Source organism: Pantoea cypripedii (assembly GCF_002095535.1).
GTDB lineage: Bacteria > Pseudomonadota > Gammaproteobacteria > Enterobacterales > Enterobacteriaceae > Pantoea > Pantoea cypripedii.
In genome coordinates, this window is sequence record NZ_MLJI01000001.1 from 673,782 (window position 1) to 695,589 (window position 21,808).

The window sequence follows — 21,808 nt, forward strand, 5'->3', positions numbered from 1 at the left end:
TATATTATGAGTGTAGTTGAAACATTATGTCATCCCTGCTTGAGGAATGACATAATTTAACTTAACTCTGCGGCTGGGGAATAATTTTAATATCCACCATGCCGATACCTAATTTGCGCGGATCCTGGCCGATAATATTTCCCACATTGGATAGCTGTGGTTCCGGCGGTGAGATGATTAAATTATGGCTGCCGCCAGGATTGGTGAAATGCAGCGTGGTGGTGGAAAGATCATCCCCGAGGGTGATTTCCTGCTGTTGATCACCGACCCGCACCGGGATCGGACGATGGGCATTCGGGCCAAAGGCGCGTGCGGTGATCACCACATCAAAACGGCCTGGCAGCGGGTCAACATATTCAATATTGACCTCTGGCGCCAGATTGGCGTTGGACCAGCGTCCCCACAGTTCCGGGCGTGAAATACCGGTGAAACTTTTTATGTTCTGCGGTGCGCCTGGCACGTTGAGCATAAAGCTGTCGGCGCTGTAGCGAATGGCGTTGTCTTCGATACGAATCTGCTGCTCGTTATGCTGATACTGCGCGTCGCTCAGCGTGGTTTGCGGGAAGGTGGCTTTGCCTTTCCACACCGGCTTATCGATACGGGCCACACTCGGCTGGCCCCCCATTTGCCCCATCGCGACACAAAGATCGCCGGACAGCGCCAGCTCGGGCTGCCACAGACGCGCCATCTTAAAGCAGCGGTCCACCCAGACAAACTTATCCGCAGCGGCAAAGTCCGCCAGCTGATAGCGTAGCGGGGCGGAATACTCGCCTTCTGGCAGCGGCTCCACGCGTTTATCTCCGACACGGAAGAGAATCGGCAGCCTGAAGGTGGTTCCGGAGAAACTAAAGGTTCCTTTCTGCTGATCGATGGTGAAAGCATCAAGCTTGCTGGGGAAATTCCACAGCTGAATGATATCCGGTTTCCACGCCAGCACCTTCTGCGCCATGTTATCAAACTGGGCCGACAGCGAAGGGCTGCTGAGGCCACTGCGACCCAGGCCAATGGCCTTATCGCCGCCGAGAATATCCAGCACGGTGGCACCGTTATCCAGCGTGCTCCGTTTACCGTCGATCACTTTTGCCTCAGGCTGATCGCCACGAATCACCATAAACAGGTCATGACGCGGTTGCTGGATCAGATATTGATGGGCGGTGTTGTTCATGGCCAGATGGTCGGACGTCACCACAATGATGGTGTTCTTAAACCAGGGCGAGGCTTTGATGCGTTCAATCAGGCGTGCCACATGTTCCTGTGAACAGGCGACGGCGCTGAATGACTGGTTAGGTTTACCGTCATAGCTATAGCTTTTATGTTCACAGGTGCGGGAAATAAAGCCATCCGGGTGGTGTGTATCAACCGTCAGGGTAAAGAGCGCGAAGCGTTTTTGCTGGCTTGACAGCTCCTCAAACTTTTTAAATACCTCATCCATCACGGTGTCATCGTAATAACCCCAGTTATTACGATAGTTAGGATCGGCCACACGGTCTTTCAGTTCCTGCGCACCATACATATGGGCTGGATCAAAACCATGTGATTTCAGGAAGGTGTCTTTACCGGCGAAGCGTAAATCCGCCCCCTGAATAAACCAGTTTTCATAACCTGAGTTTTTCAGGATATCGCCAAGGCAAACATTCTGTGGGAAGAAACTGGAGAGCGCCGCAGAGGCGTTATCCTGGAATGGCGCAAACAGCGGGATACCACACTGTGAGCCGACCATCCCGGCAATAGTGTAATCAGTACCAGGCAGTTGCTCGGTGTTGCTGAAATCCAGGCTTTGATCTTTTTCCCGGCTCAGTTCGGGAGCCAGTCCAGGAAAGGTTTGTTCATTAAAGTAAGTCCGTTCCAGACTTTCGCCATAGATGTAGACCAGATTGAGCTTTGGCTCGGCAATGGCCGATTTTGGTGTTTTGTAATAGGTCTCGAAGTCGGAATCCGCCTGGCGGTTATGGGAGACGATCAAATCTTTGACCTGACGAAATGCCGGGGTGGTTTGTACCGAACCCGCAGCGCAGGCGATAGCCAGCAGACTCCAGCCAAGATGATGCTGCTGTTTACGGCGGCGCAACAGCCAGGAGAGCAGGCAGAACAGCAAAAACAGCGCAATGATAACGCCGATGCCAGGCACCACGTATTTGCTGATACCCGCACCGGTCAGGCTGTTGGTCAGGGTATAGAGTACCGCGTCATTGATGCCGTCACCGGTAAAATAGTTGCTGGCATACAGTGTGGTATTCAGCACGATAAACAGGGTAAGCAAAATCAAAATCAGGACAAACCAGAACTTATTTCGCCCGGCTTTGTAGGAATAGACTGCGATTGCAGCCAAAAAAAGTACAACCGATATGAGTTCGGACAAGATTCAGATCCTCAGGCTAATTGAATACGCATTCCGTGCGTAACGACCCTCTGCGGGGGTTTTCGCGTCAATCTATATTGGCTGTCACATGGCTGCAACATGACCAGTCAGATTTGTGCGGCTGATTTGAATTTGTTTATAGCGGGTTTAGGCGGGCTATGGTTTGTGCTGGCAGCATTGGGGGGCTGCCAGCAGGGGAGCAGGAATGAGGATCAGAGTTTGCCAGTCAGATACTGTGCTTCGCCATCGGCAAAACTCCAGTCACCTTTGTTGTTCGTAATAAAGCTGATCATCAGGTCGTTACCCTGCACGCCACAGTTTTCCTGCAACTCGCGTGCTAACTCTGCCATGAACAGCGTTTTCTGTTCTTCACTTCTTGGGCTGGTGTACACCCGCACCATCACCAGGTTGTCACTGCGCTCAAAACCGAGGCCTGTGTCCTGGAACACCATCTGATATCTTTTATTCTCGTGAACAATCTGATAACGATCGCGTGCCGGGACTTTAAACGCGGTTAAGACGGCGCGGTGAGCGGCATCCAGCAGTGTACGTAATTCTGATTCAGAACGGCCCTGAATAACATCGAACTGGAGTAGCGGCATGATTAAACCCTCGTTTTTGCTCACATGAAAAGAGTAGGATGTGAGGCTATGCTGCCGTGCGCAGCGGTAAAGAAAAAGCGCGCTGACTGAAATGATTATTTATTATTTTGAACAATCATGATGAAAGAGATAAAAACCGACGCACTTTGGGTGCATCTGCACTGGCTCACGGTGCTGGCCGAGCTGGGGAGTTTTACCCGTGCGGCTGAACGCCTTGACGTTAGCAAGGCGGCGATGAGCCAAAAGATTAAAGAGCTGGAAGAGATGGCGGGAGTGGCGCTGGTGCTGCGGACCACACGCAGCGTGCGCCTCACTTCTGCCGGGGAAAAGCTGGTGGAGGAGTTGCGCGATCCCTTTGCGCGTATTGAGCAAAGTTTTTTCAGCGTGCGTGATGAAGCCGGTCCGGTGCGCGGGCTGGTGCGCGTCAGCGCCCCTGTGGCCTTTGCCCGCCAGCAGCTGGTGCCGATTATCGGCGATTTTTTGCGGGAGTACCCGCAGGTGCGTTTACAGCTGGATGTGACGGATCGGCTGGTATCGCTCGGCAGCGAGGGGTTTGACCTGGCGATTCGCCATAGCCAGCAATTGCCGGAAACCCATGTCGCGCTGCCGCTGTGCGAAACCCATACCTTGCTGGTGGCGTCGCCCGCTTATCTGGCGGAGTACGGTATGCCAGCAACCCCACAGGCGTTGCAGCAGCATAATTGCCTGTATTACCCACGCGGGCTGGAGTCCCCCCAGTGGCGGTTCTGCCAGCGTAGCGATGCCAGTGAAACGGTGCTGGTCAGGATCCAGGGGAATTTTGCCACCAACAATAGCGAATCGATCCGCGATGCCGCTTTGCAGGGCTTAGGGATTGCCATGCTACCGGATTTTAGCGCCAGCGCGGCGCTGGCCGCCGGTACATTGCAGCAGGTACTGCCACAGTGGCAGTCGGTGGATGCGTTTGCCGATCGTTTATGGGTGGTGCGCCCTTATGCGGCTCAGGTGCCACGGGCGGTCACCACCTTTATTCACTGGCTACGCGCGCGCTTTGTTGATGGCTGAGGGCGACGTCAGCGTGACTGGCGTATGCGGTTGCATCAGCTCACCCAACAGACTGGTGCGATTGTAGTTACCCAGACGCAGATTAAAGTCGAGATGCAGTCGCTCATTACCGCTCAGTTTGATCACCGGCGGCGGATTGTGTGGGCGCTGCTGAAATAATACTGACCGGGCAAAGGCGGCGCTATTCCACCCGCTCAGACGCTGATAGAAGTACGCATTCGCCTGGCCTTTGCGTAAATAGACATTCGCCCGACGGTATTCACGCATCGCGGCCTGCTGTGCCAGGGAACATAAATGCTGCTCCGGCTCGGCAATCTTTTGTGTCAGCAGATAATAGTCATCACGCTTATTCAGCTCAGTGAAGAAACGTGACCCGCCGAGATGTTTAATCGGAGCATACTGTTTTCGCCACTCACGGATATAGGGATTATTGGGGGCGGCGGCAATAAACCAGTTTTCCATCACCGGTGACAGATAATTCATGGTCGAGACTTCACAATAGAAGCCAATCACGTCCATGCGTTGTTCCTGATGTACCCGATGTACCCAGCTGAGATCTTCAAACAGCAAAGTGCTGCAATCAATGCTGATTCCACCGTAGCGCAATAATAATTCCAGCCGAATCGCTTCACTCTTTTGTTGCAGAGTTAATTCAGAGGACGTAAAGACAAAATCCGGCAGCACTTCTTCAACGTTCCGACGATGTAACAGGTGCACCTGGTGATCGGGATTATCCTTACGTATTTTTTGAATATTTAACATCATTGATGCTGGCAAATATTCATCTTCCCAATACATCCAGACTATTTTTGGTATTTCCGGCAAATCTTTCTTTCCGGAAATTAACACCACATTATCCTCTTCGCTCGGATCGTATTCCGGTGCGGGTACGGCATTCAGCTGCTTTTTTTGCAGTAACATCTGGCTGGTAAAGGCAATTTTTTGCCAGTTTTGCCACAGCATACGGGCAGGTTGTCGGCGTTTTGTTGTCATGGTGCACCTGATTATTGTGATTATCGCGGTTGGGGTTTCCCTGATGCTGGCGCCTTGAGCGCTCTTGTTTCCTCACGGCTGTGTGTAAAATACTACCCTTGCTTAATAAAGCATTCAGGCGTGCCAGGCTATCGTTTTTTTCTTTTCAGATAAACCGGAAAATGAATGAACCGCTGCTGATGGAATGAGTGTGAAATAGATCAATTAATACGGTGGTGTTTAATTTAATGCGGTTAAGACAATTCCTAATAAAATAGAGCGGTCATGTGGCTGTATGCGAAAAAATTAAAAATGGTGTGCCAGATGCGGCGTTAATCCTGTTGTTTTTTTTACGGTCCTGGCATGTTGGCTACGCTTAAGGGAAGTCGTTAACAAAAAGGAGGCGTTATGCAGCCAGGTCACCGCGGACTACTGGCGGTTGATAAGCAGGGCAATCGCGTACTGTTTCTTAACCCGGATACCTTTGCCGTGGAGCAGGAGTTGAATGCTTTTCCCCCACGTCCCCATGAATTACTGATGTTACCGCAGTGGGAGAAAGCTTATGTACCGATTTACGGTGACGGCATCCACGGTGCTAACCCACATCCCGGTCATAAAGTGGCGGTGATAGATTTACGTCAGCGCGTGATTAGCGGCTTTATCGATCTGTCACCGTTGCAGGCACCGCATAGCGGCCAGCTGGGGCGCGATGACAAAGTTTATCTTTGTTGCGAAAACAGCGCGGCGGTGGCGGTGATCGATCCCACCAGCGATCGGGTAGAGAAAACCATTGCGCTACCGTCACACAAGGCCCACCGGCTGGCGCTATCGCCTAGCGGCCGCAAATTGTTTACCGACAATGAAGAGGACGCCAGTATCACGGTGGTGGATTTGTGCGAGGCTGAGGGGCGGGTCATCGACAACATTTTGCTGCCTGGCCCGATCGCCGGTATTGCGGCATCACCGAAACATCCTTATCTGGTTGCCAGTGCGGGTGATGCCCCGTTGCTGTATGTGGTGGATCGCCAGAGCCATCGTATCCGCCAGCGCGTGCGTTTACCGGGACATCAACAGCCTTGTCAGGTGGTCCGTTTCAGCCCCGATGGTGAGCGGCTGGTGGCGATTGGCGATCACGAAGCGGTGATCACGTTGTTTGACGATCTGCTCAATCCGCTGGGGGATATCGCGGTCGGCAACAAACCCATGGACGGCTGTTTTAGCGATGACAGGCGTACGCTGCTGATTGCCAATGAAGGGGATGGTTCGCTCAGCGTAATTGACCTGGCGCAGATGCGGGTGGTGGTGACACCGCAGGCCGGTACCGGCTGTGAAGTGCTGAGCTATTTCACGCTTAAATAAAGGGGCGGTGATAAATGGCGCTGCTCCAGTGACGGCTGCTGGCATGTTTTTCGGCCTGCCAGCCACGCTTACGCAGTTCGCGAGCAATCAGCTTGTTCATAATGCCGTGGCCGACCAGCAGCACGGTGCCGCTATCCGCCAGGGCGATCAGCTTGTCCGCAGCCTGGCAGGCGCGCAGACGGGCATGTTGCATCGATTCCACATGCCCGGCGTAACCACACAGCCACAGCAGGCGCAGCATCGCCAGCCAGACATTCAGCGGCAGATGCAATCGCTCAAACGGCAGCAGGGGGATGGCGACCTCGCTAAATACCGCATCCACCGCATGGGGCTGCAATCCCAGCCGCGCCAGTGACGAGCGCGCACGCGGCAGCGGGCTGGAAGCGATCACGCTGGCGAGGCTGGCAATCGCCTGGCTGCGCGGTGGCGGTGAATCGCAGATATCAGCCTGATCATAACCTTCGCACCAGTCGGCCAGTGCGCGCGCCGTAAAGCGCCCGCTCACCGGATGGTCGGGTTTGCCGTGTCGCATAAGGATGATGGTCATAATGTTCCTGAATGATTTTCTCCAGTGTAATGCAGATTCCGCAGGACCTGACAGGTCGGCAGGATTTAAGACAAATTCGCATTTGTCATTAAACCTTAATTGAAATATGCGACAAGAAGCGCGATGCAGGATCAGTCGCCACTTTGCTAATGATAAGCAGAAATCGTCAATTAAGTTGGTTTTTGACGTTTTTTTGTTCTCACGCATTGAATGTAATGTCATGAATTGACGCCATTTTTATCCTTAATCCCTGAGCGATAGTAAAGATAAATTAATTATTTTTACTAAGATCACTTGATTTATCTACGCGCGTAGATAGACTAATTACACAGTGATAGCTCACGGTGCCACGGAAAAAGTTGGCCTTGAGATGATGCAGTTACATTTGCCTTATTAATGCGATCGGTGAAAAAAACATCGGCAAAGCCTGGCGAATAAGAGAATTCCAACACCAGGGAATCCTTTACTGACCTTTCATCCAGGTTTGCCCACCAAACGTCGCCACCGGGGCGTTCCGCTTGTTGCAAGGGAACCTACCCAGGGAAGGGCGTTTGATTGATCTTCATCTATCAGGGAAATGGTTATGACGGTACATCACTCCGTTTCGCAACAACGCGCACTGTCTTCTTCTTCGGCCGCTGATGAGCGGCTGGCAACCTCGGCTGGCCGCAAAGATTTCTGGCGTGCCACCTTATCCTGCTGGCTGGGTACGGCGATGGAGTATGCGGATTTCGCACTCTATGGCCTGGCTGCCGGTATCATTTTTGGCGATGTGTTCTTCCCCGAAGCCAGCCCGACCATGGCGCTGCTCTCCAGTTTTGCCACCTGGTCGGTAGGTTTTATTGCCCGCCCGATTGGTGCGCTGCTATTTGGCTGGATTGGCGATCGCAAAGGACGCAAAGTGGTGATGATCACCACCATCATTCTGATGGGGGCCTCAACCACGCTGATCGGTTTTATCCCTTCTTACGCCAGCATTGGCCTGTGGGCACCAGCCTGTCTGGTGCTGCTGCGCTTTACCCAGGGGCTGGGAGCAGGCGCTGAACTCTCTGGCGGCACGGTGATGCTGGGCGAATATGCGCCGGTTGAACGCCGTGGACTGGTGTCATCGGTGATTGCGCTCGGTTCCAACAGCGGTACGCTGATCGCTTCGCTGGTATGGCTGGCGGTGGTGCAGATGGACCAGCAAAGCCTGCTGGCCTGGGGCTGGCGAATTCCCTTCCTCAGCAGCGTGCTGATTGCGCTGGTGGCACTGTGGCTGCGTCGTCATCTGCGCGAAACCCCGGTATTTGAACGCCAGCAAGCCGAGCTGAATGCCCAGCGTCATGCCCAGCTTGCCAGCCCGGCACCTGCTGACACGCGCAGCTTCTGGCAGCGCAGCCGCGCCTTCTGGACCATGGTCGGCCTGCGCATCGGCGAAAACGGTCCTTCTTATCTGGCGCAGGGCTTTATTGTCGGCTATGTGGCGAAAGTGCTGATGGTGGACAAATCGGTGCCCACCACCGCGGTGTTTATCGCCTCCCTGCTGGGTTTCCTGATTATTCCTTTTGCTGGCTGGCTCTCCGACCGCTTTGGTCGTCGCATCACCTATCGCAGTTTTTGTCTGTTGCTGATGTTCTACGCCTGGCCCGCTTTCCATCTGCTCGACAGCCGTGAACCGGCGGTGGTTATCCCGGTGATGGTGGTGGGTATGGCGCTGGCATCACTCGGCATCTTTGGTGTACAGGCGGCCTGGGGCGTCGAGATGTTTGGCGTTAAACATCGTTACACCAAGATGGCGGTGGCGAAGGAGCTGGGGTCTATCCTTTCAGGAGGCACTGCGCCGCTGGTTGCGGCGGCGCTGCTGTCGTTTACCGGTCACTGGTGGGCGATTGCGGTCTACTTTACGGCAATGGCGACCATCGGTTTTCTGACCACCTTTGTGGCACCGGAAACCCGCGGGCGTGACCTGAATCTGCCGGATGATGCCATCTGACAGCAGGTTAACCCATTGATGCACCGACCATAAACAGAGGCAGGCTATTGGCTAAATCGTCATCCGGAAATATTACACGCAGCGATGTCGCTAAAGCCGCAGGTACGTCGGTCGCGGTGGTGAGTTATGTCATCAACAACGGGCCGCGTCCGGTGGCGGAAGCGACCCGCCAGCGGGTGCTGGAGGCGATTAAGCAAACCGGCTACCGACCCAATGCCGTCGCGCGTGCGCTGGCCTCGGGCAGCACCAAAACTTTCGGTTTAGTGGTGCCGAATATCGCCAACCCGTTTGTCGCGGCGATGGCGCATGCGTTGTTGCAGGAGTCGCTGAATCACGGTCATGTCATGTTGCTGGGTGATGCCGGTGATGATCGCCAGCGCGAGCTGGAGTTGATTCAGGGGCTGCTGAATCGTCAGGTTGATGGCCTGTTTTACAACAGCGTCGATCGCCATCCCTATATCGATTTAATCAAGGCCAGCGGTACGCCGCTGGTGATGCTCGATCGTGTGGAACCCCAGCCGGGCGTCAGCATGTTACGGGTCAACGAACGCGAAGCGGCACGTCAGGTAACGGTCCATCTGCTCAGCCACGGCTATCAGCAGGTGGGGATGATCAGTGGTCCGCTGGAGATGCTGAATACCCAGGATCGTATTCAGGGCTGGCGCGATGCGCTGGCGGAGTACGGGGTGCAGGCTGACGATAGTTTGATTTTCCCCGCCGGTTATTCGCGGCAGGGCGGTTACGAGGCGGCGCAGCAGATGCTGAACAGTGGCCGCGTTCCGCGCGCCCTGTTTGCCAGCAACGAAGGGCAGGCGATTGGCTGCATTCGTGCTTTTTCGGAACATGGCCTGCGTGTACCGCACGATGTCGCGCTGGTGTGTTTTAACGGTACCGAGCAGTCGGCATTTCATGTGCCAGCACTGACGACGGTACGCCAGCCGCTGCGCGAAATGGCGCAGCGTGCAATTGCCATGCTGAAAAACGGCGATGGCGAGGCGGAGCTGGCGGAGTTTCCTCACCATCTGGAGATCGGTGAGTCCTGTGGTTGCCAACTTAGCAGAAAAAAATAAATAACATCATGAAAAGACTGATTATTGATTGTGATCCGGGGAATGGTATTGCCGGTGCAAACACCGATGACGGCCTGGCGCTGGCCTTAGCCCTGGCGTCGCCTGCGTTATCGCTGGAGTTAATTACCACCGTCAGCGGCAATACGCCCTGTGCAGTGGGTGCGCAGGTGGCGAAGGACCTGCTGCAACGGCTGGGCATCAATATCCCGGTGGTGCAGGGGGCAAAGCAGGCGCTGCGCGAAGATCCGGCTCCGTGGCGCGCCCGTCTTGACGGTGTTGAAGATCAGGCGCTGGCCGAGCTGTGGCGCGGGGTGCGTCAGCCACAGCTGCTGCCCGCCGATGGCAATGATGCAGCAGGGGTGATGGGGCAGTTGATTTGTGATAACCCCGGTGAGTTTACGCTGGTGGCTATCGGCCCACTGACCAACGTGGCGCAGGCGCTGCAACGCTATCCACAGATGGCGGAAGCGGTGGCAGAGATTGTGATCATGGGCGGCGTGTTCGCGCTGGATGATTACATCAAAGACACCAACTTTGGCCTCGATCCGGAAGCCGCGCATCAGGTACTGCATAGCGGGGCGACGGTGACGCTGGTGCCGATGGATGTCACCACACAAACGTTGATGACGCATCAGGACCTTAACCGCCTGACGCTTAACGATCACCCGCTTAGCCAGTTTGTGCGCGAAACCCTGCGGCCGTGGATTGATTACTCGATTCGCACGCGGTATCTGCCCGGCTGCTGGATCCACGATGCGCTGGTGGTGGCCTGGCTGCTGAATCAGCGTGTTGCCGACGGCATGGATTATCATGTCGATGTGGAGTTACGCCCTGGGGCGACACGCGGCAAAAGCTGGCGTTATCGCACGCCGCTGCGCCTGGATGTGGGCATCCCGGAACATGCCGGTGCGCTGGTACATGTATTGCACAGCGTGGATAACCCGCTGCTGCTGGATATTCTCGAACAGGCCTTTAATGGTCTGAAATAATCAACAACACACGGTCATCCCAGGGCGATGACCGTGTGACATGCTTGCTTACAGCGCGAAGCACTCGCTGACAATTCCCCGCCACAGCCCGCCTTTCTGACATGCTATATACAAATAGTTAACATAATAATAACCGATGCAATCATTCGCACGGTAACGTTCACAAGAATGTCCGGCCAACGATCCGGACGCTGTCAGACAGGATACCCCCTATGTTTAACTGGACTGCAACGCAGCGAAATGTGGCTTTTGCCAGCTTCGCCAGTTGGACGCTGGATGCGTTCGACTTTTTTATCCTGGTGTTTGTACTCAGCGATCTGGCTCAGTATTTCCACACCAGCGTTTCAGATGTCTCTATCGCGATTATGCTCACCCTGGCGGTGCGACCGATTGGCGCGCTGGTGTTTGGGCGTCTCGCGGAAAAATATGGCCGTCGGCCTATTCTGATGCTCAACATCGTGCTGTTTTCATTGTTTGAGTTGCTGTCGGCCTGGTCACCCAACTTCGCGGCCTTCCTGACGTTCCGCGTGATTTACGGCGTGGCGATGGGGGGGATCTGGGGTGTGGCGTCGTCGCTGGCGATGGAAACCATTCCGGACCGTTCGCGCGGTTTGATGTCTGGTATCTTCCAGGCCGGTTATCCGTGCGGTTATCTGCTGGCGTCGATTATCTTTGGTCTGTTCTTCGAGAGCGTGGGCTGGCGCGGGATGTTTATGATTGGCGCACTGCCGATCCTGCTGCTGCCGTTTATCTATTTTAAAGTGCCGGAATCCCCGGTCTGGCTGGCGGCGCGTCAGCGTAAAGAGAGCACGGCATTGCTGCCAATTATCCGCCAGCACTGGAAAATCTGTATCTACATGGTGCTGCTGATGGCTTGCTTTAACTTCTTCAGCCACGGTACCCAGGATCTCTATCCCACCTTCCTGAAAGTGCAGCATCAGTTTGACCCGCATACCGTGAGTATTATCGCCATCAGTTACAATATCGCCGCGATGCTGGGCGGCATCTTTTTTGGATCGCTGTCGGAACGAATTGGGCGCAAAAAAGCCATTATGCTGGCGTCATTTCTGGCATTGCCGGTGCTGCCGCTGTGGGCCTTTTCCAGTGGTACGTGGATGATTGGCATTGGCGCGTTTCTGATGCAGTTTATGGTGCAGGGCGCGTGGGGTGTAGTTCCGACCTACCTGACCGAGCTGGTGCCTGCCAACGCCCGTGCCGTGTTGCCAGGGTTTGTCTATCAACTGGGTAACCTGATTGCCTCGGTCAATGCGACGTTGCAGTCGCGGATTGCCGAGGCCCATGGCGGCAACTATGGCTTAGGGATGGCGATTGTTGCCGGGACGGTCGCGGTGCTGATCTGCGTGTTTGTCGCCTTTGGACGTGAAACGCGTGGCATTCAAATCTCCGGTGCCGTGGCGCGCGAATCGCGTTAGCGCGACTCGCACACATCAATCCATTTTGCCGCAGTGAGATCGGCCATACGCTGCGGTGAAATGCGCACGGCACTATGAATCGACCCTGCTGCGGGTAACACTTCCTCAAAGCCGCGCAGTGACACATCGCAATACACGGTCAGCGGGTTTTCCAGCCCGAACGGACAGACGCCGCCAACCGGATGGCCGGTCCAGTTCACCACTTCATCGACGCTCAGCATGCGCGCTTTGGCACCCAGCGCGGCTTTCAGTTTACGGTTGTCGAGGCGCGCATCACCGCGCGTGACAATCAGCACCACGTTATCTTTCACCTTTAACGACAGGGTCTTGGCTATCTGCCCCGGCTCCACGCCGTGGACGCGTGCGGCCAGTTCCACGGTGGCGGTGCTTTCTGGCATCTCGATGATGTCGACATCCGGTGCGTGTTCGGCAAAGAAGTGCCGTACCGATTCCAGGCTCATTTTTTTCTCCGGCAAAAACGAAGCCTAAAAGCTGCCATAAGGCTTTTCTGCTGTAAACGGGAGAAAGGGAGAATCTGTAACAGAATGCGCAGGCTTTACACCGCTTTTAACGTGCAGTTACCACAGCGCTCAACATCGGGAATACGATAGCGCTGGCAGCAGCTCTTGCGTTCCATCTCGCCGTTACGCGGGATCATGGTGCGATACAATGGATTTTCGCTGCCATCCAGCAGGGACTGGCTGAAGAACCATGCCTGCTCCAGCTGTGACGCTATCCCGGCGGGCAGCAGCGTTTTTAACTCTCCCAGATACCACCAGAAGGAGAAACCCATGTTGTTCCAGATAAGCCTGGCGTTGATATCGCCGTGCTGCGTCATGCCGTTCACCGCCGGGATCAGCAGCTGCTGAATCAGGCGTTCGATACGTTGTTGCGCATTAAGGTAGCGTGCCTCTTCATCTTCCTGCACATCAATCCAGAAGGCACAGGGATGGCCGTTTTCATGGAACTCAACGTGAATCAGATGGGGGGGCGCAGTTTAGCGCTCGTGGCTCCAGCAGCAGTGCCAGCAGCAGCGGGGGGAGCAACAGGCCAAAATACCATTGCGCCCACAGCGACTGGAGCGGTTTAGCTTCCTGCTGCGCATCGGGATGATTGCGGTAGAGATGATCGCTGTAGCGTTGCGTCAGGCGGCGGTAATGCGGGGCGGCAGACCATTCGGCCAGCGTCAGCGTACCTGCCGGGGCGGGTTGGCCGAGTTTAATGGTTTCCAGCATAGTGCTGCGCTGCTCACGCATCAGATCTTCCAGCACGCTCGCCAGTCCGCGGTCGCTCTGCATAAAGATCAGTGGATGTTCGCTGAAGCGATGATCCTGACGAGTGATAATGGCCATGCCGGTCCTGAATGAAAACGGTAAGCGAAAAACAAATGATAATCGTTCCCGCTTAACCTCACAAGACTGCCAGGCTAAGGATTCACCGCATCCGTGCGGTGAACCCACGGTTTTCAGGCCAAATCTTTGCTGCTCAGGGCGGTTTTCGGTAGATCTGCCCAGGCAAGAATGGTGTTACGTCCCTGATTTTTCGCCACATACAGAGCTCGGTCGGCATTCGATACCGCCTGATCAAAATCGTCAGCAAAAATCGGGGCGATGCCCGCACTGATGGTGACGTGGGTGGAAACCCGCTCATTAAACCGATGGGGGATTTCCAGGTTAAGCACATACTGGCGAATCCGTTCCGCTAGTTTCATGGCAATGGAGGCATTCACGTTGGTCATCAGCACCAGAAACTCTTCGCCGCCGTAGCGGGTCACCACATCCCGCGAGCGCACTGCATCGCGAATCGCCACCGAGACCCGTGCCAGCGCCTGATCACCCATCGCATGGCCATAGTTGTCGTTGTAAGCCTTAAAATTATCGATATCCAGCAGCAGCACAAAGTGGCTGCCTGCGTGGTTTTCCAGGATGGTATCGAGTCGGTTTTTCAGCCCACGGCGGTTATACAAACCGGTTAGCGGGTCCAGCATACTTAAATCGCTAAAACTTTCTTTTTCTTCATACAGCTGGCGCACCAGACGGCGGGTGAAATGATCAAAGCGGCGACGCATCAGATGGTGTAATGAAAAACCTATCAGCGGCAGGGTGATGGTGAACAGAATCATCATTAAATGCTGACCATCATCCAGCAGTAAAACGGTAAATACGGGCGGCGCGATATGTAAACAGAACGCAACTAAATAATCACTGAGTGCAATAGCACTGACAAAAAATACGCTTAACAGACTGATTATTAAAAAGCTGCCATCAAAATAAAAAACCAGATGGTACTTATGGTCAATGTGCCATGCCCATAATGCACCGAATAACAGCGCAACAGGATTTAATAGCGGGAATTTAAGTTTTGGAATGATTAAACAAACGGTAAGCAAGGTGATGCTAAAGCCCGCCACCAGTGTTGCCGGCAATGACCAGCTGCTGGAACCCTCCCCTAAAAATGGTAACAAACTAAATAGTGAAACAGCGACATTAAGAAACAGAAAAAGCATCACTGAAAGACGATATTTGCTGTGTTTCAATTCTTCGTAAGATTGTAATTTCATTATTATTACTCGTGACAGCCCTGAAATATCAAAGCGCTATCCGGCCGAGATATTCTCTCCACCAGGATAGTGAGCACATTATTGCTGTGTTTTCAAAATAGTTATCGGCGGCAATTTAGCATTTTCCAGTAGCAGTGTCATCCGCATGGCACCGCGCATAAAAAATCCGCTGCAAGATGAGAAGTATTATCATATGATAATGGGAATACTTATCATTTGAGGGTTGCGCGATGATCATGGCGATGATAGCTGCCTGCGGGTTGTGGGGCGTGAGCTGGATGATGGGCAAACGTCTGGATAGCGGCTGGGGCGTGTTATTACCGTGCGCGGCGATGCCGGTCTTCGCGTTGTGGGAACCCAGTTTCAGCCAGTGGCGTGTGGTGATGATGGTGGCGCTGCTGCTGACGGTGGTGATGTTATTTCATCATCGTCTGCGTCACTACCTGCTGCTGCCTTCCTGCCTGGCGCTGGCGGGGGGGCTGGCTGCGGTATCGGTGAATTTTCACCTGATCTGACAAGCAGAAACGACAAAATCACGCCAGAGCGTGTTCAGTACGATAAAAAATCTGGGGAGATAACACCGGGAAGGATGACAACGTTGGTGCGAAGAGAGGGACTTGAACCCTCACGTCCGTAAGAACACTAACACCTGAAGCTAGCGCGTCTACCAATTCCGCCACCTTCGCATCGCGTTGTCTGTTTATATCATCGCATTGGTGCGAAGAGAGGGACTTGAACCCTCACGTCCGTAAGGACACTAACACCTGAAGCTAGCGCGTCTACCAATTCCGCCACCTTCGCGCAGTGCGCTACGATATAAACGTTGTGGTTTTTGGTGCGAAGAGAGGGACTTGAACCCTCACGTCCGTAAGGACACTAACACCTGAAGCTAGCGCGTCTACCAATTCCGCCACCTTCGCGTACCTGCAACACCTTAGAGTATTGCTAACCACGGAGGCGCATTTTAGAGATTTTACTCAAAGCGTCAACACATATTTCGCGACGGTGAAACGATTGCTGCAAAAAGCAACGTTTCTGCCGCCGCGTCAGTCACATCGCTGAATTAACGTGCTTTCGCGCCGCGTCCGTAAACCGCACGATAAACCTTAAAGCGTCCGGTTTGCGCCAGCACTTCATGATTTCCGAAGGTTTCATCCAGCACCTGCGGATAGGGCAGGAAGGCGTTGGCGACAATGCGCAGCTCACCGCCGGTGCTGAGATGCTTCAGCGCGCCACGGATCAGCGTGTTTGCCGCATCCAGGCTGGTTTGCAGGCCATCGTGGAACGGCGGGTTGGAGATGATCAGATCGAAACGGCCATTCACATCCGAGAAGACGTTACTAGCAAACACTTCACCTTCGAGACCGTTGGCGGCGAGGGTGGCTTTACTCGCGGCAATCGCGGCGGCATGCACGTCGCACAGCCACAGACGCACTTTCGGTGAGTGCTGCGCCAGTACCGTCGCCAGCACGCCACTGCCACAGCCGATATCCAGCACTTTCCCTTTGGTATGCGGCGTCAGCGTGGACAGCAGCAGCGCGCTGCCAGCATCGAGGCCGTCACGGCTGAAGACACCCGGCTGGGTGTGGATGGTGAGACCGTCCAGCATGTAGCTGTCACCGAACGCGGCAGCATCAAAGGCCGGTTGCTGCTCCAGCTGGCCGTGATACAGGCCGCAGCGACGTGCGCTGTCGATCTTCTCTAATTTGGCCCAGGGTTCGATCATGCCTTCCGCGCTGCGTACACCGCTGCGGTTTTCACCCACCACAAAGATATCGCTACCGACCGGCAGCAGAGAAAGCAGGTTCTGCAACTGGAACAGGGCTTCTGGTTTGTTTTTCGGCCAGAAGTAGATCAGGGTATCGCAACCGGCAACATCGTCGGCGCTTGCCACCAGACCATACACCGCGCGCTCTGCGAGGCGACGGCTGAGGTTCTGCCAGTGATGATATTGCTGGGTATGCACGCGCGTTGAAGCGGTTTCCAGCTGGGCGGGCAGGTCGTCCTGCAAATCGCCAGCAAATAAAACGTGGCGGGCGGTAAATTCATCACTGTGGCGCAGAATCACTTCGCTGGCCGGGGTTAAAGCTGACATGAATGGCTCCTGTTAAATCAGAGCGGGGATTATAGTGCTTTGTTGGCGCATGTTCGATGGGTTTGCTAGCATAGCGTCGCATTATGGCCGCACAACGGGTAACAGCATGACATCAAGGCGCGACTGGCTTTTACAGCAAATGGGGATTACGCAGTATCAATTGCGGCGTCCGCGCGTGCTCCAGGGCGAAATAGCGGTGAGTCTTGCGCCCGATACCCGGCTGGTGCTGGTGGCTGAACACGCGCCCGACTTGCACGAACCGCTGGTGCAGGATGTGCTGCGTACGCTGCATCTTCAGCCCGCTCAGGTGATGACGCTCACCCCGGAACAACTGCCAATGCTACCGGAACAGGTCGATTGCGCAGGCTGGTTGCTGGGTGTCGACGGCGCGCATCCTTTTAATGGCGTCACCTTCACGACTGCCGCTTTCAATGAATTAATCAGCAGTGGCGCGGCGAAACGCGCCCTCTGGCAACAGATGTGTAAACATGACAGCCATCTCTTTAATCACCCCTGAAGACCAGCCGCAACTGCTGGCGATTGAACGCCGCAGCCACGCTTTTCCCTGGAGCGAACAGACGTTTGCCAGCAACCAGGGCGAGCGGTTTTTAAATTTACGTTTTGCAGCGGAAGGCAAGCTGGTGGCCTTTGCCATCACCCAGGTGGTGCTCGACGAAGCCTCGTTGTTCAATATCGCGGTTGATCCTGATTTCCAGCGCCGGGGTTACGCGCGCCAGCTGTTGCAGCATCTGATTGCCGAGCTGGAGAAGCGCGACGTGATGACGTTGTGGCTGGAAGTGCGCGCGTCCAACTTGCCTGCCATTGCTTTGTATGAGCAGCTGGAGTTTCACCAGGTCAGCCGCCGCCCGAATTATTACCCCACTGCCAGCGGACGAGAAGATGCCATCATCATGGCGTTAACGCTGTAGCCCTTTGGCTTAGGAGATCTATGTTAAACGATTGGGACTGCATTATTTTTGATGCGGATGACACGCTGTTTCACTTCGACGCCTATGCCGGCCTGCAACGTATGTTTGCCGGTTATGATGTGCAATTCACCGACCAGGACTACGCCGATTATCAGGCGATCAACAAACCGTTGTGGGTCGATTATCAGAACGGTGCGATTTCGGCCTTGCAGCTACAGACCCGCCGTTTTACCGGCTGGGGCGAGAAGCTCAGCATCGCACCAGAAGTGCTGAATCACGGCTTCCTCACCGCAATGGCTGAGATCTGCCTGCCTTTGCCGGGCGCGGCCAGTTTGCTGAACGCGCTGCACGGTAAGGTGAAAATGGCGATCATCACCAATGGTTTCACCGCCTTGCAACAGGCGCGGCTGGAACGCACTGGCTTCCGTGATTATTTTGCCACGGTGGTGATTTCAGAGCAGGTGGGGGTGCCGAAACCCGATCGCGCCATCTTCGATCATACGCTGGAGTTGCTCGGCAACCCGGCGCGTGAACGGGTGCTGATGGTGGGCGATACGCCGGAGTCGGACATTCTCGGCGGCATCAATGCCGGATTGAAAACCTGCTGGCTGGATCACGGTACGCGTCCTCTGCCGCAGGAGATTATCCCAGACTGGCGCGTGACATCGCTGGCTGAGCTGGAAAATCTGCTGACGCAGGGGTAAGAGTATCTATTCATCATTACGATGAACCTGTGTCTGAAGGCCCGCTGAGCGGGTCTTTTTTTATGCTAGTATCTATTCATAAATCTATTCATCAGGAGGCGGGATGGCGGATATCACCTCACAGCTGCTGGATGGCCCGCTGGGCGCGCCCGAACTGGTACGTCGGCTTGGCATCAGCCAGGCGACCCTGTCGCGCCAGTTACGTCAGCTGGACCAAATTGTCAGATGGGGCAAAGCGCGTGCCACGCGCTATGCCCTGCTGCGTCCGCTGCGAGGTGAAAGCCGTTTTCCCCTTTATCGGGTGTTGCCGTCGGGGCAAACGGTGCAAACGGGCTGGCTGGTGCGTACCTGGCCGCAGGGCAGTTGTCTCCATCTTGATGAACAGGAAAACGGGACCTTTTACGAAGGATTGCCGTGGTTTCTCAGCGATATGCGCCCGCAGGGTTTTCTCGGACGGCTTTGGGGACGGGAGAATGCGCAATCCCTCGGGCTGACCGAGGATCTGCGCGTCTGGAGTGATGAGCAATGTTTGATGGCATTGACGGTCACCGGCATGGATATGCCAGGCAATTGCCTGCTGGGAGCTACCGCCTATCAGCGTTGGTTACAACAATCAGCCCCGGTGGTGCTGAGCGCCGGGCAAAAAATCATGCGTTATCCGCAGCTGGCGCAGCAGGTGCTGGATGGTGATGAAGTCGGATCCTCGGCGGCGGGTGAGCAGCCCAAATTTCTTTGTTACGCCGAAACCACCTCCGGCCAGCGCCATTGTCTGGTCAAATTCACCGTGGCGCGCCAGAGCGAAAGCAGCCAGCGCTGGCGCGATTTGCTGCGCGCGGAGGATTGTGCGCTGCGGCAACTGGCGGCGGCGGGGCTGGCGGCGGCGCGTAGCCAGATTATCGAACAGGGCGGCCAGTTGTTTCTTGAGGTCCAGCGCTTCGATCGGGAAGGTGAGCGGGGCCGTCGCGGCATGTGTTCCCTTGAGGCGGTCAGTGCCGAATTTTTAGGGCGACAGCAGCACTGGCCGGATGCGCTGCGCGAACTGGCGCGCCAGCAGCGCGTTGATGAGGCATCAGTGCAGCGCGGCACGCTGCAATGGGCCTTTGGCCGCCTGATCGCCAATAGCGATATGCACGCCGGGAATCTGTCATTTTTTACCGGCGGCGATCGGCTGCAACTCACCCCGGCTTACGATATGTTGCCGATGGCGCTGGCGCCGAATTCGCTGGGGCATATGCGCGACGAGGTGAATTTAACCCTCGATTTCTCGCTGCCAGGTGATATCTGGCGCGCTGCCAGCGCGATGGCGAAAAGTTACTGGCAGACGATTGCGGCAGAGGTGGCGTTTAGCGACGGATTTCGGCAGATTGCGCGCCAGGCGCAGCAGCAATTGGCTGCGCTGGATGTGACCATCGAAAAAATGGCTTAAGATTTGGTTTCTTCCTCAGCGGTCTCTTCTTCTTTATCTTCCTTCACCGGCGTACTGGCGGTAAGCAGGAAAGGGGATTGCTGCCAGCGGGTACGACGGTCGCGCAGCAGGGTACGGGTCAGGATGATGCCGATCGCCAGCGCCAGCAGCATCATCAGGCGCAGAATATTGGTGGTGTTATCCACCTGGCGTGATTCGGTGACCAGCACGTGGGTATCCAGCGTGACGCGCAGAAAACCCAGCGGACCATCTTTGCCGTTGAGCGGCTGGACAATCTGATGGTTGAAGTAACTGCCAGCGCGTTTGCCGTCCAGCGCCAGGCGATCGCGCACATTGATGTTTTCACCGCTGTGCGCCACCAGGCTGCCATCATCGTCATAGACGGAGGCATCCAGAATACGGCTGTTATCGGTGAGTTGATTCAGCACCGCTTCAATTTGCGGGCGATTATCGTCGCTGTTATCCATCAGGGGTTGCAGGCTGAACGCCACCTGTTTGGTCAGGGTACGGGCGAGTTCATCCACCTGTTCGGAGCGCGCCATTTGATGGCCGAGACTAAACCAGGATGCACCCTGCATCAGCACCACTAACAGGGCCAGCGAGATAAGAACAATTACCGTGCGGTGCAGGCGAAATTTCAGTGCCGTTTTAACCATCAGAAACCCGTGTGACATAACAACAGAAAGCCTGGCAATTATGTTGCCAGAACCCGCGCAGACAAGGTAGCCTCTTGCGTGGTTTTGTTGTCCCTACAGGAGCTGTAATGCCAAATCGTCTTACCTGGTGCGATCTGCCTGCCGATGTGTCCCTCTGGCCGGGCTTACCCCTTTCCCTCAGCGGTGATGAAGTGATGCCGCTGGATTACCGTGCCGGTCGGACTGGCTGGTTACTGTATGGGCGCGGGCTTGATAAACAAAAGCTGACCGACTACCAGCATCAGCTGGGGGCGGCGATGGTGATCGTCAGCGCCTGGAATGTCGATGAGTACCAGGTGATGCGTCTGGCGGGTTCGCTGACACCCCGTGCCATGAAACTGGCGCATGATGCCGGTTTTGATGTGGCACCGCTCGGCAAGATCCCGCATCTGAAAACCCCGGGTCTGCTGGTGATGGACATGGATTCCACCGCGATCCAGATCGAATGCATCGATGAAATCGCCAAACTGGCGGGCTGTGGTGAGCAGGTGGCGGAAGTTACCGAACGTGCGATGCGCGGTGAGCTGGATTTCAAAGCCAGCCTGCGTGAACGCGTCGCCACCCTGACCGGTGCGGATGCCAATATCCTGAAGCAGGTACGCGATACGCTGCCGCTGATGCCGGGCCTGACCACGCTGGTGCAAAAGTTGCAGGCGCTGGGCTGGCAGGTGGCGATTGCCTCTGGCGGCTTCACTTACTATGCCGATTATCTGCGTGACACGCTGCATCTGGCGGCGGCCATGGCAAATGAGCTGGAAATCCGCGACGGCAAGCTGACCGGCCAGGTGCTGGGACAGATTGTCGATGCCCAATTTAAAGCCGATACCCTGAACAATCTGGCGCAGCGCTTTGCCATTGCGCAGGAGCAGACCGTGGCAATTGGCGACGGGGCTAACGACCTGCCGATGATTAAAGCTGCGGGTCTGGGTATCGCCTATCATGCTAAACCGAAAGTGAATGAGCAGACGGAAGTGATTATCCGTCATGCTGACCTGATGGGGGTGTTCTGCATCCTGAGCGGCAGCCTGATTCACGAAGAGCGTTAATTA

The 21,808-nt window shown here is 55.2% G+C and carries 20 protein-coding genes, 3 tRNA genes and 1 pseudogene; 12 read left to right on the plus strand and 12 right to left on the minus strand.

Features of this window, described 5'->3' with window-relative positions:
* Positions 1-61: 61 nt before the first annotated feature.
* The gene (gene opgB, locus HA50_RS02995) at positions 62-2,359 is read right to left on the minus strand and encodes a phosphatidylglycerol--membrane-oligosaccharide glycerophosphotransferase (protein WP_084872419.1); all 2,298 of its coding nucleotides are present in this window, start codon (positions 2,357-2,359) and stop codon (positions 62-64) included.
* Positions 2,360-2,571: 212 nt separating this feature from the next.
* On the minus strand, positions 2,572-2,961 hold the full coding sequence (locus tag HA50_RS03000) for a tautomerase family protein (RefSeq protein WP_084872422.1): 390 nt from the start codon (positions 2,959-2,961) through the stop codon (positions 2,572-2,574).
* A gap of 120 nt (positions 2,962-3,081) precedes the next feature.
* On the opposite strand from HA50_RS03000, the gene HA50_RS03005 reads away from it, so the two are divergent.
* Positions 3,082-4,005 carry a LysR family transcriptional regulator gene (locus HA50_RS03005; RefSeq protein WP_084878305.1) on the plus strand — a complete coding sequence of 308 codons (924 nt, stop codon included), beginning with the start codon at positions 3,082-3,084 and terminating at the stop codon, positions 4,003-4,005.
* On the opposite strand, the gene HA50_RS03010 is transcribed toward HA50_RS03005, so the two are convergent.
* Positions 3,979-4,998 (minus strand): glycosyltransferase family 32 protein, encoded by a 1,020-nt coding sequence (locus tag HA50_RS03010; RefSeq protein ID WP_084872426.1) that lies wholly within the window; start codon positions 4,996-4,998, stop codon positions 3,979-3,981. The two genes, HA50_RS03005 and HA50_RS03010, sit on opposite strands and share 27 nt — an antisense overlap.
* Before the next feature lie 387 nt (positions 4,999-5,385).
* Between HA50_RS03010 and HA50_RS03015 the strand changes: the two genes are divergently transcribed.
* Positions 5,386-6,336 carry a beta-propeller fold lactonase family protein gene (locus HA50_RS03015; protein ID WP_084872429.1) on the plus strand — a complete coding sequence of 317 codons (951 nt, stop codon included), beginning with the start codon at positions 5,386-5,388 and terminating at the stop codon, positions 6,334-6,336.
* Here HA50_RS03015 and HA50_RS03020 read toward each other — a convergent pair.
* On the minus strand, positions 6,329-6,883 hold the full coding sequence (locus tag HA50_RS03020; RefSeq protein WP_084872432.1) for a histidine phosphatase family protein: 555 nt from the start codon (positions 6,881-6,883) through the stop codon (positions 6,329-6,331). The genes HA50_RS03015 and HA50_RS03020 overlap by 8 nt on opposite strands.
* A gap of 583 nt (positions 6,884-7,466) precedes the next feature.
* Between HA50_RS03020 and HA50_RS03025 the strand changes: the two genes are divergently transcribed.
* The 4 genes from HA50_RS03025 to HA50_RS03040 all read left to right on the plus strand — a co-directional run bounded on the left by HA50_RS03025 (position 7,467) and on the right by HA50_RS03040 (position 12,350).
* The gene (locus HA50_RS03025) at positions 7,467-8,858 is read left to right on the plus strand and encodes an MFS transporter (protein ID WP_084872434.1); all 1,392 of its coding nucleotides are present in this window, start codon (positions 7,467-7,469) and stop codon (positions 8,856-8,858) included.
* Between the two features lie 47 nt (positions 8,859-8,905).
* Entirely contained in the window at positions 8,906-9,928 is a 1,023-nt protein-coding gene (locus tag HA50_RS03030; RefSeq protein WP_084872437.1) for a LacI family DNA-binding transcriptional regulator, read from the plus strand.
* 8 nt (positions 9,929-9,936) lie between these two features.
* Complete coding sequence (locus tag HA50_RS03035; protein ID WP_084872440.1) at positions 9,937-10,917, plus strand: nucleoside hydrolase; 981 nt, start codon at positions 9,937-9,939, stop codon at positions 10,915-10,917.
* A gap of 212 nt (positions 10,918-11,129) precedes the next feature.
* Positions 11,130-12,350 (plus strand): MFS transporter, encoded by a 1,221-nt coding sequence (locus HA50_RS03040; RefSeq protein WP_084872442.1) that lies wholly within the window; start codon positions 11,130-11,132, stop codon positions 12,348-12,350.
* Here HA50_RS03040 and HA50_RS03045 read toward each other — a convergent pair.
* The 3 genes and pseudogenes from HA50_RS03045 to HA50_RS03055 form a co-directional block, all read right to left on the minus strand.
* Positions 12,347-12,811, minus strand: a complete 465-nt coding sequence (locus tag HA50_RS03045; protein ID WP_084872445.1) for a YbaK/EbsC family protein — start codon at positions 12,809-12,811, stop codon at positions 12,347-12,349. The two genes, HA50_RS03040 and HA50_RS03045, sit on opposite strands and share 4 nt — an antisense overlap.
* A 95-nt stretch (positions 12,812-12,906) precedes the next feature.
* Positions 12,907-13,702 (minus strand): annotated as a pseudogene (fhuF, locus tag HA50_RS03050) (siderophore-iron reductase FhuF).
* Between the two features lie 113 nt (positions 13,703-13,815).
* Positions 13,816-14,910 carry a GGDEF domain-containing protein gene (locus HA50_RS03055; protein WP_084872448.1) on the minus strand — a complete coding sequence of 365 codons (1,095 nt, stop codon included), beginning with the start codon at positions 14,908-14,910 and terminating at the stop codon, positions 13,816-13,818.
* A gap of 230 nt (positions 14,911-15,140) precedes the next feature.
* Here HA50_RS03055 and HA50_RS03060 point away from each other — a divergent pair, with 230 nt between their 5' ends.
* Positions 15,141-15,425 carry a DUF1435 domain-containing protein gene (locus tag HA50_RS03060; protein ID WP_084872451.1) on the plus strand — a complete coding sequence of 95 codons (285 nt, stop codon included), beginning with the start codon at positions 15,141-15,143 and terminating at the stop codon, positions 15,423-15,425.
* A gap of 84 nt (positions 15,426-15,509) precedes the next feature.
* Here the strand turns inward: HA50_RS03060 and HA50_RS03065 are convergent.
* The 4 genes from HA50_RS03065 to rsmC form a co-directional block, all read right to left on the minus strand.
* A tRNA-Leu gene (locus tag HA50_RS03065) sits at positions 15,510-15,596 on the minus strand.
* Positions 15,597-15,624: 28 nt separating this feature from the next.
* A tRNA-Leu gene (locus HA50_RS03070) sits at positions 15,625-15,711 on the minus strand.
* A 32-nt stretch (positions 15,712-15,743) separates the two neighbouring features.
* A tRNA-Leu gene (locus tag HA50_RS03075) sits at positions 15,744-15,830 on the minus strand.
* 143 nt (positions 15,831-15,973) lie between these two features.
* Positions 15,974-17,005 carry a 16S rRNA (guanine(1207)-N(2))-methyltransferase RsmC gene (gene rsmC, locus HA50_RS03080; RefSeq protein WP_084872453.1) on the minus strand — a complete coding sequence of 344 codons (1,032 nt, stop codon included), beginning with the start codon at positions 17,003-17,005 and terminating at the stop codon, positions 15,974-15,976.
* 106 nt (positions 17,006-17,111) lie between these two features.
* Between rsmC and HA50_RS03085 the strand changes: the two genes are divergently transcribed.
* From HA50_RS03085 to yjjJ, 4 genes are all read left to right on the plus strand, one after another.
* The gene (locus HA50_RS03085) at positions 17,112-17,522 is read left to right on the plus strand and encodes a DNA polymerase III subunit psi (protein WP_084872456.1); all 411 of its coding nucleotides are present in this window, start codon (positions 17,112-17,114) and stop codon (positions 17,520-17,522) included.
* Positions 17,494-17,934 carry a ribosomal protein S18-alanine N-acetyltransferase gene (gene rimI / locus HA50_RS03090; protein WP_084872459.1) on the plus strand — a complete coding sequence of 147 codons (441 nt, stop codon included), beginning with the start codon at positions 17,494-17,496 and terminating at the stop codon, positions 17,932-17,934. The genes HA50_RS03085 and rimI overlap by 29 nt, the downstream gene beginning before the upstream one ends.
* Before the next feature lie 20 nt (positions 17,935-17,954).
* Positions 17,955-18,638, plus strand: a complete 684-nt coding sequence (gene yjjG, locus HA50_RS03095) for a pyrimidine 5'-nucleotidase (protein WP_084872461.1) — start codon at positions 17,955-17,957, stop codon at positions 18,636-18,638.
* Between the two features lie 103 nt (positions 18,639-18,741).
* On the plus strand, positions 18,742-20,064 hold the full coding sequence (gene yjjJ, locus HA50_RS03100; protein WP_084872464.1) for a type II toxin-antitoxin system HipA family toxin YjjJ: 1,323 nt from the start codon (positions 18,742-18,744) through the stop codon (positions 20,062-20,064).
* On the opposite strand, the gene HA50_RS03105 is transcribed toward yjjJ, so the two are convergent.
* Positions 20,061-20,720 carry a YtjB family periplasmic protein gene (locus tag HA50_RS03105; protein ID WP_084878308.1) on the minus strand — a complete coding sequence of 220 codons (660 nt, stop codon included), beginning with the start codon at positions 20,718-20,720 and terminating at the stop codon, positions 20,061-20,063. The genes yjjJ and HA50_RS03105 overlap by 4 nt on opposite strands.
* Before the next feature lie 107 nt (positions 20,721-20,827).
* Between HA50_RS03105 and serB the strand changes: the two genes are divergently transcribed.
* Positions 20,828-21,805, plus strand: coding sequence for a phosphoserine phosphatase (gene serB / locus HA50_RS03110; protein WP_084872467.1), 978 nt, complete (start codon positions 20,828-20,830; stop codon positions 21,803-21,805).
* Positions 21,806-21,808 lie beyond the last annotated feature (3 nt).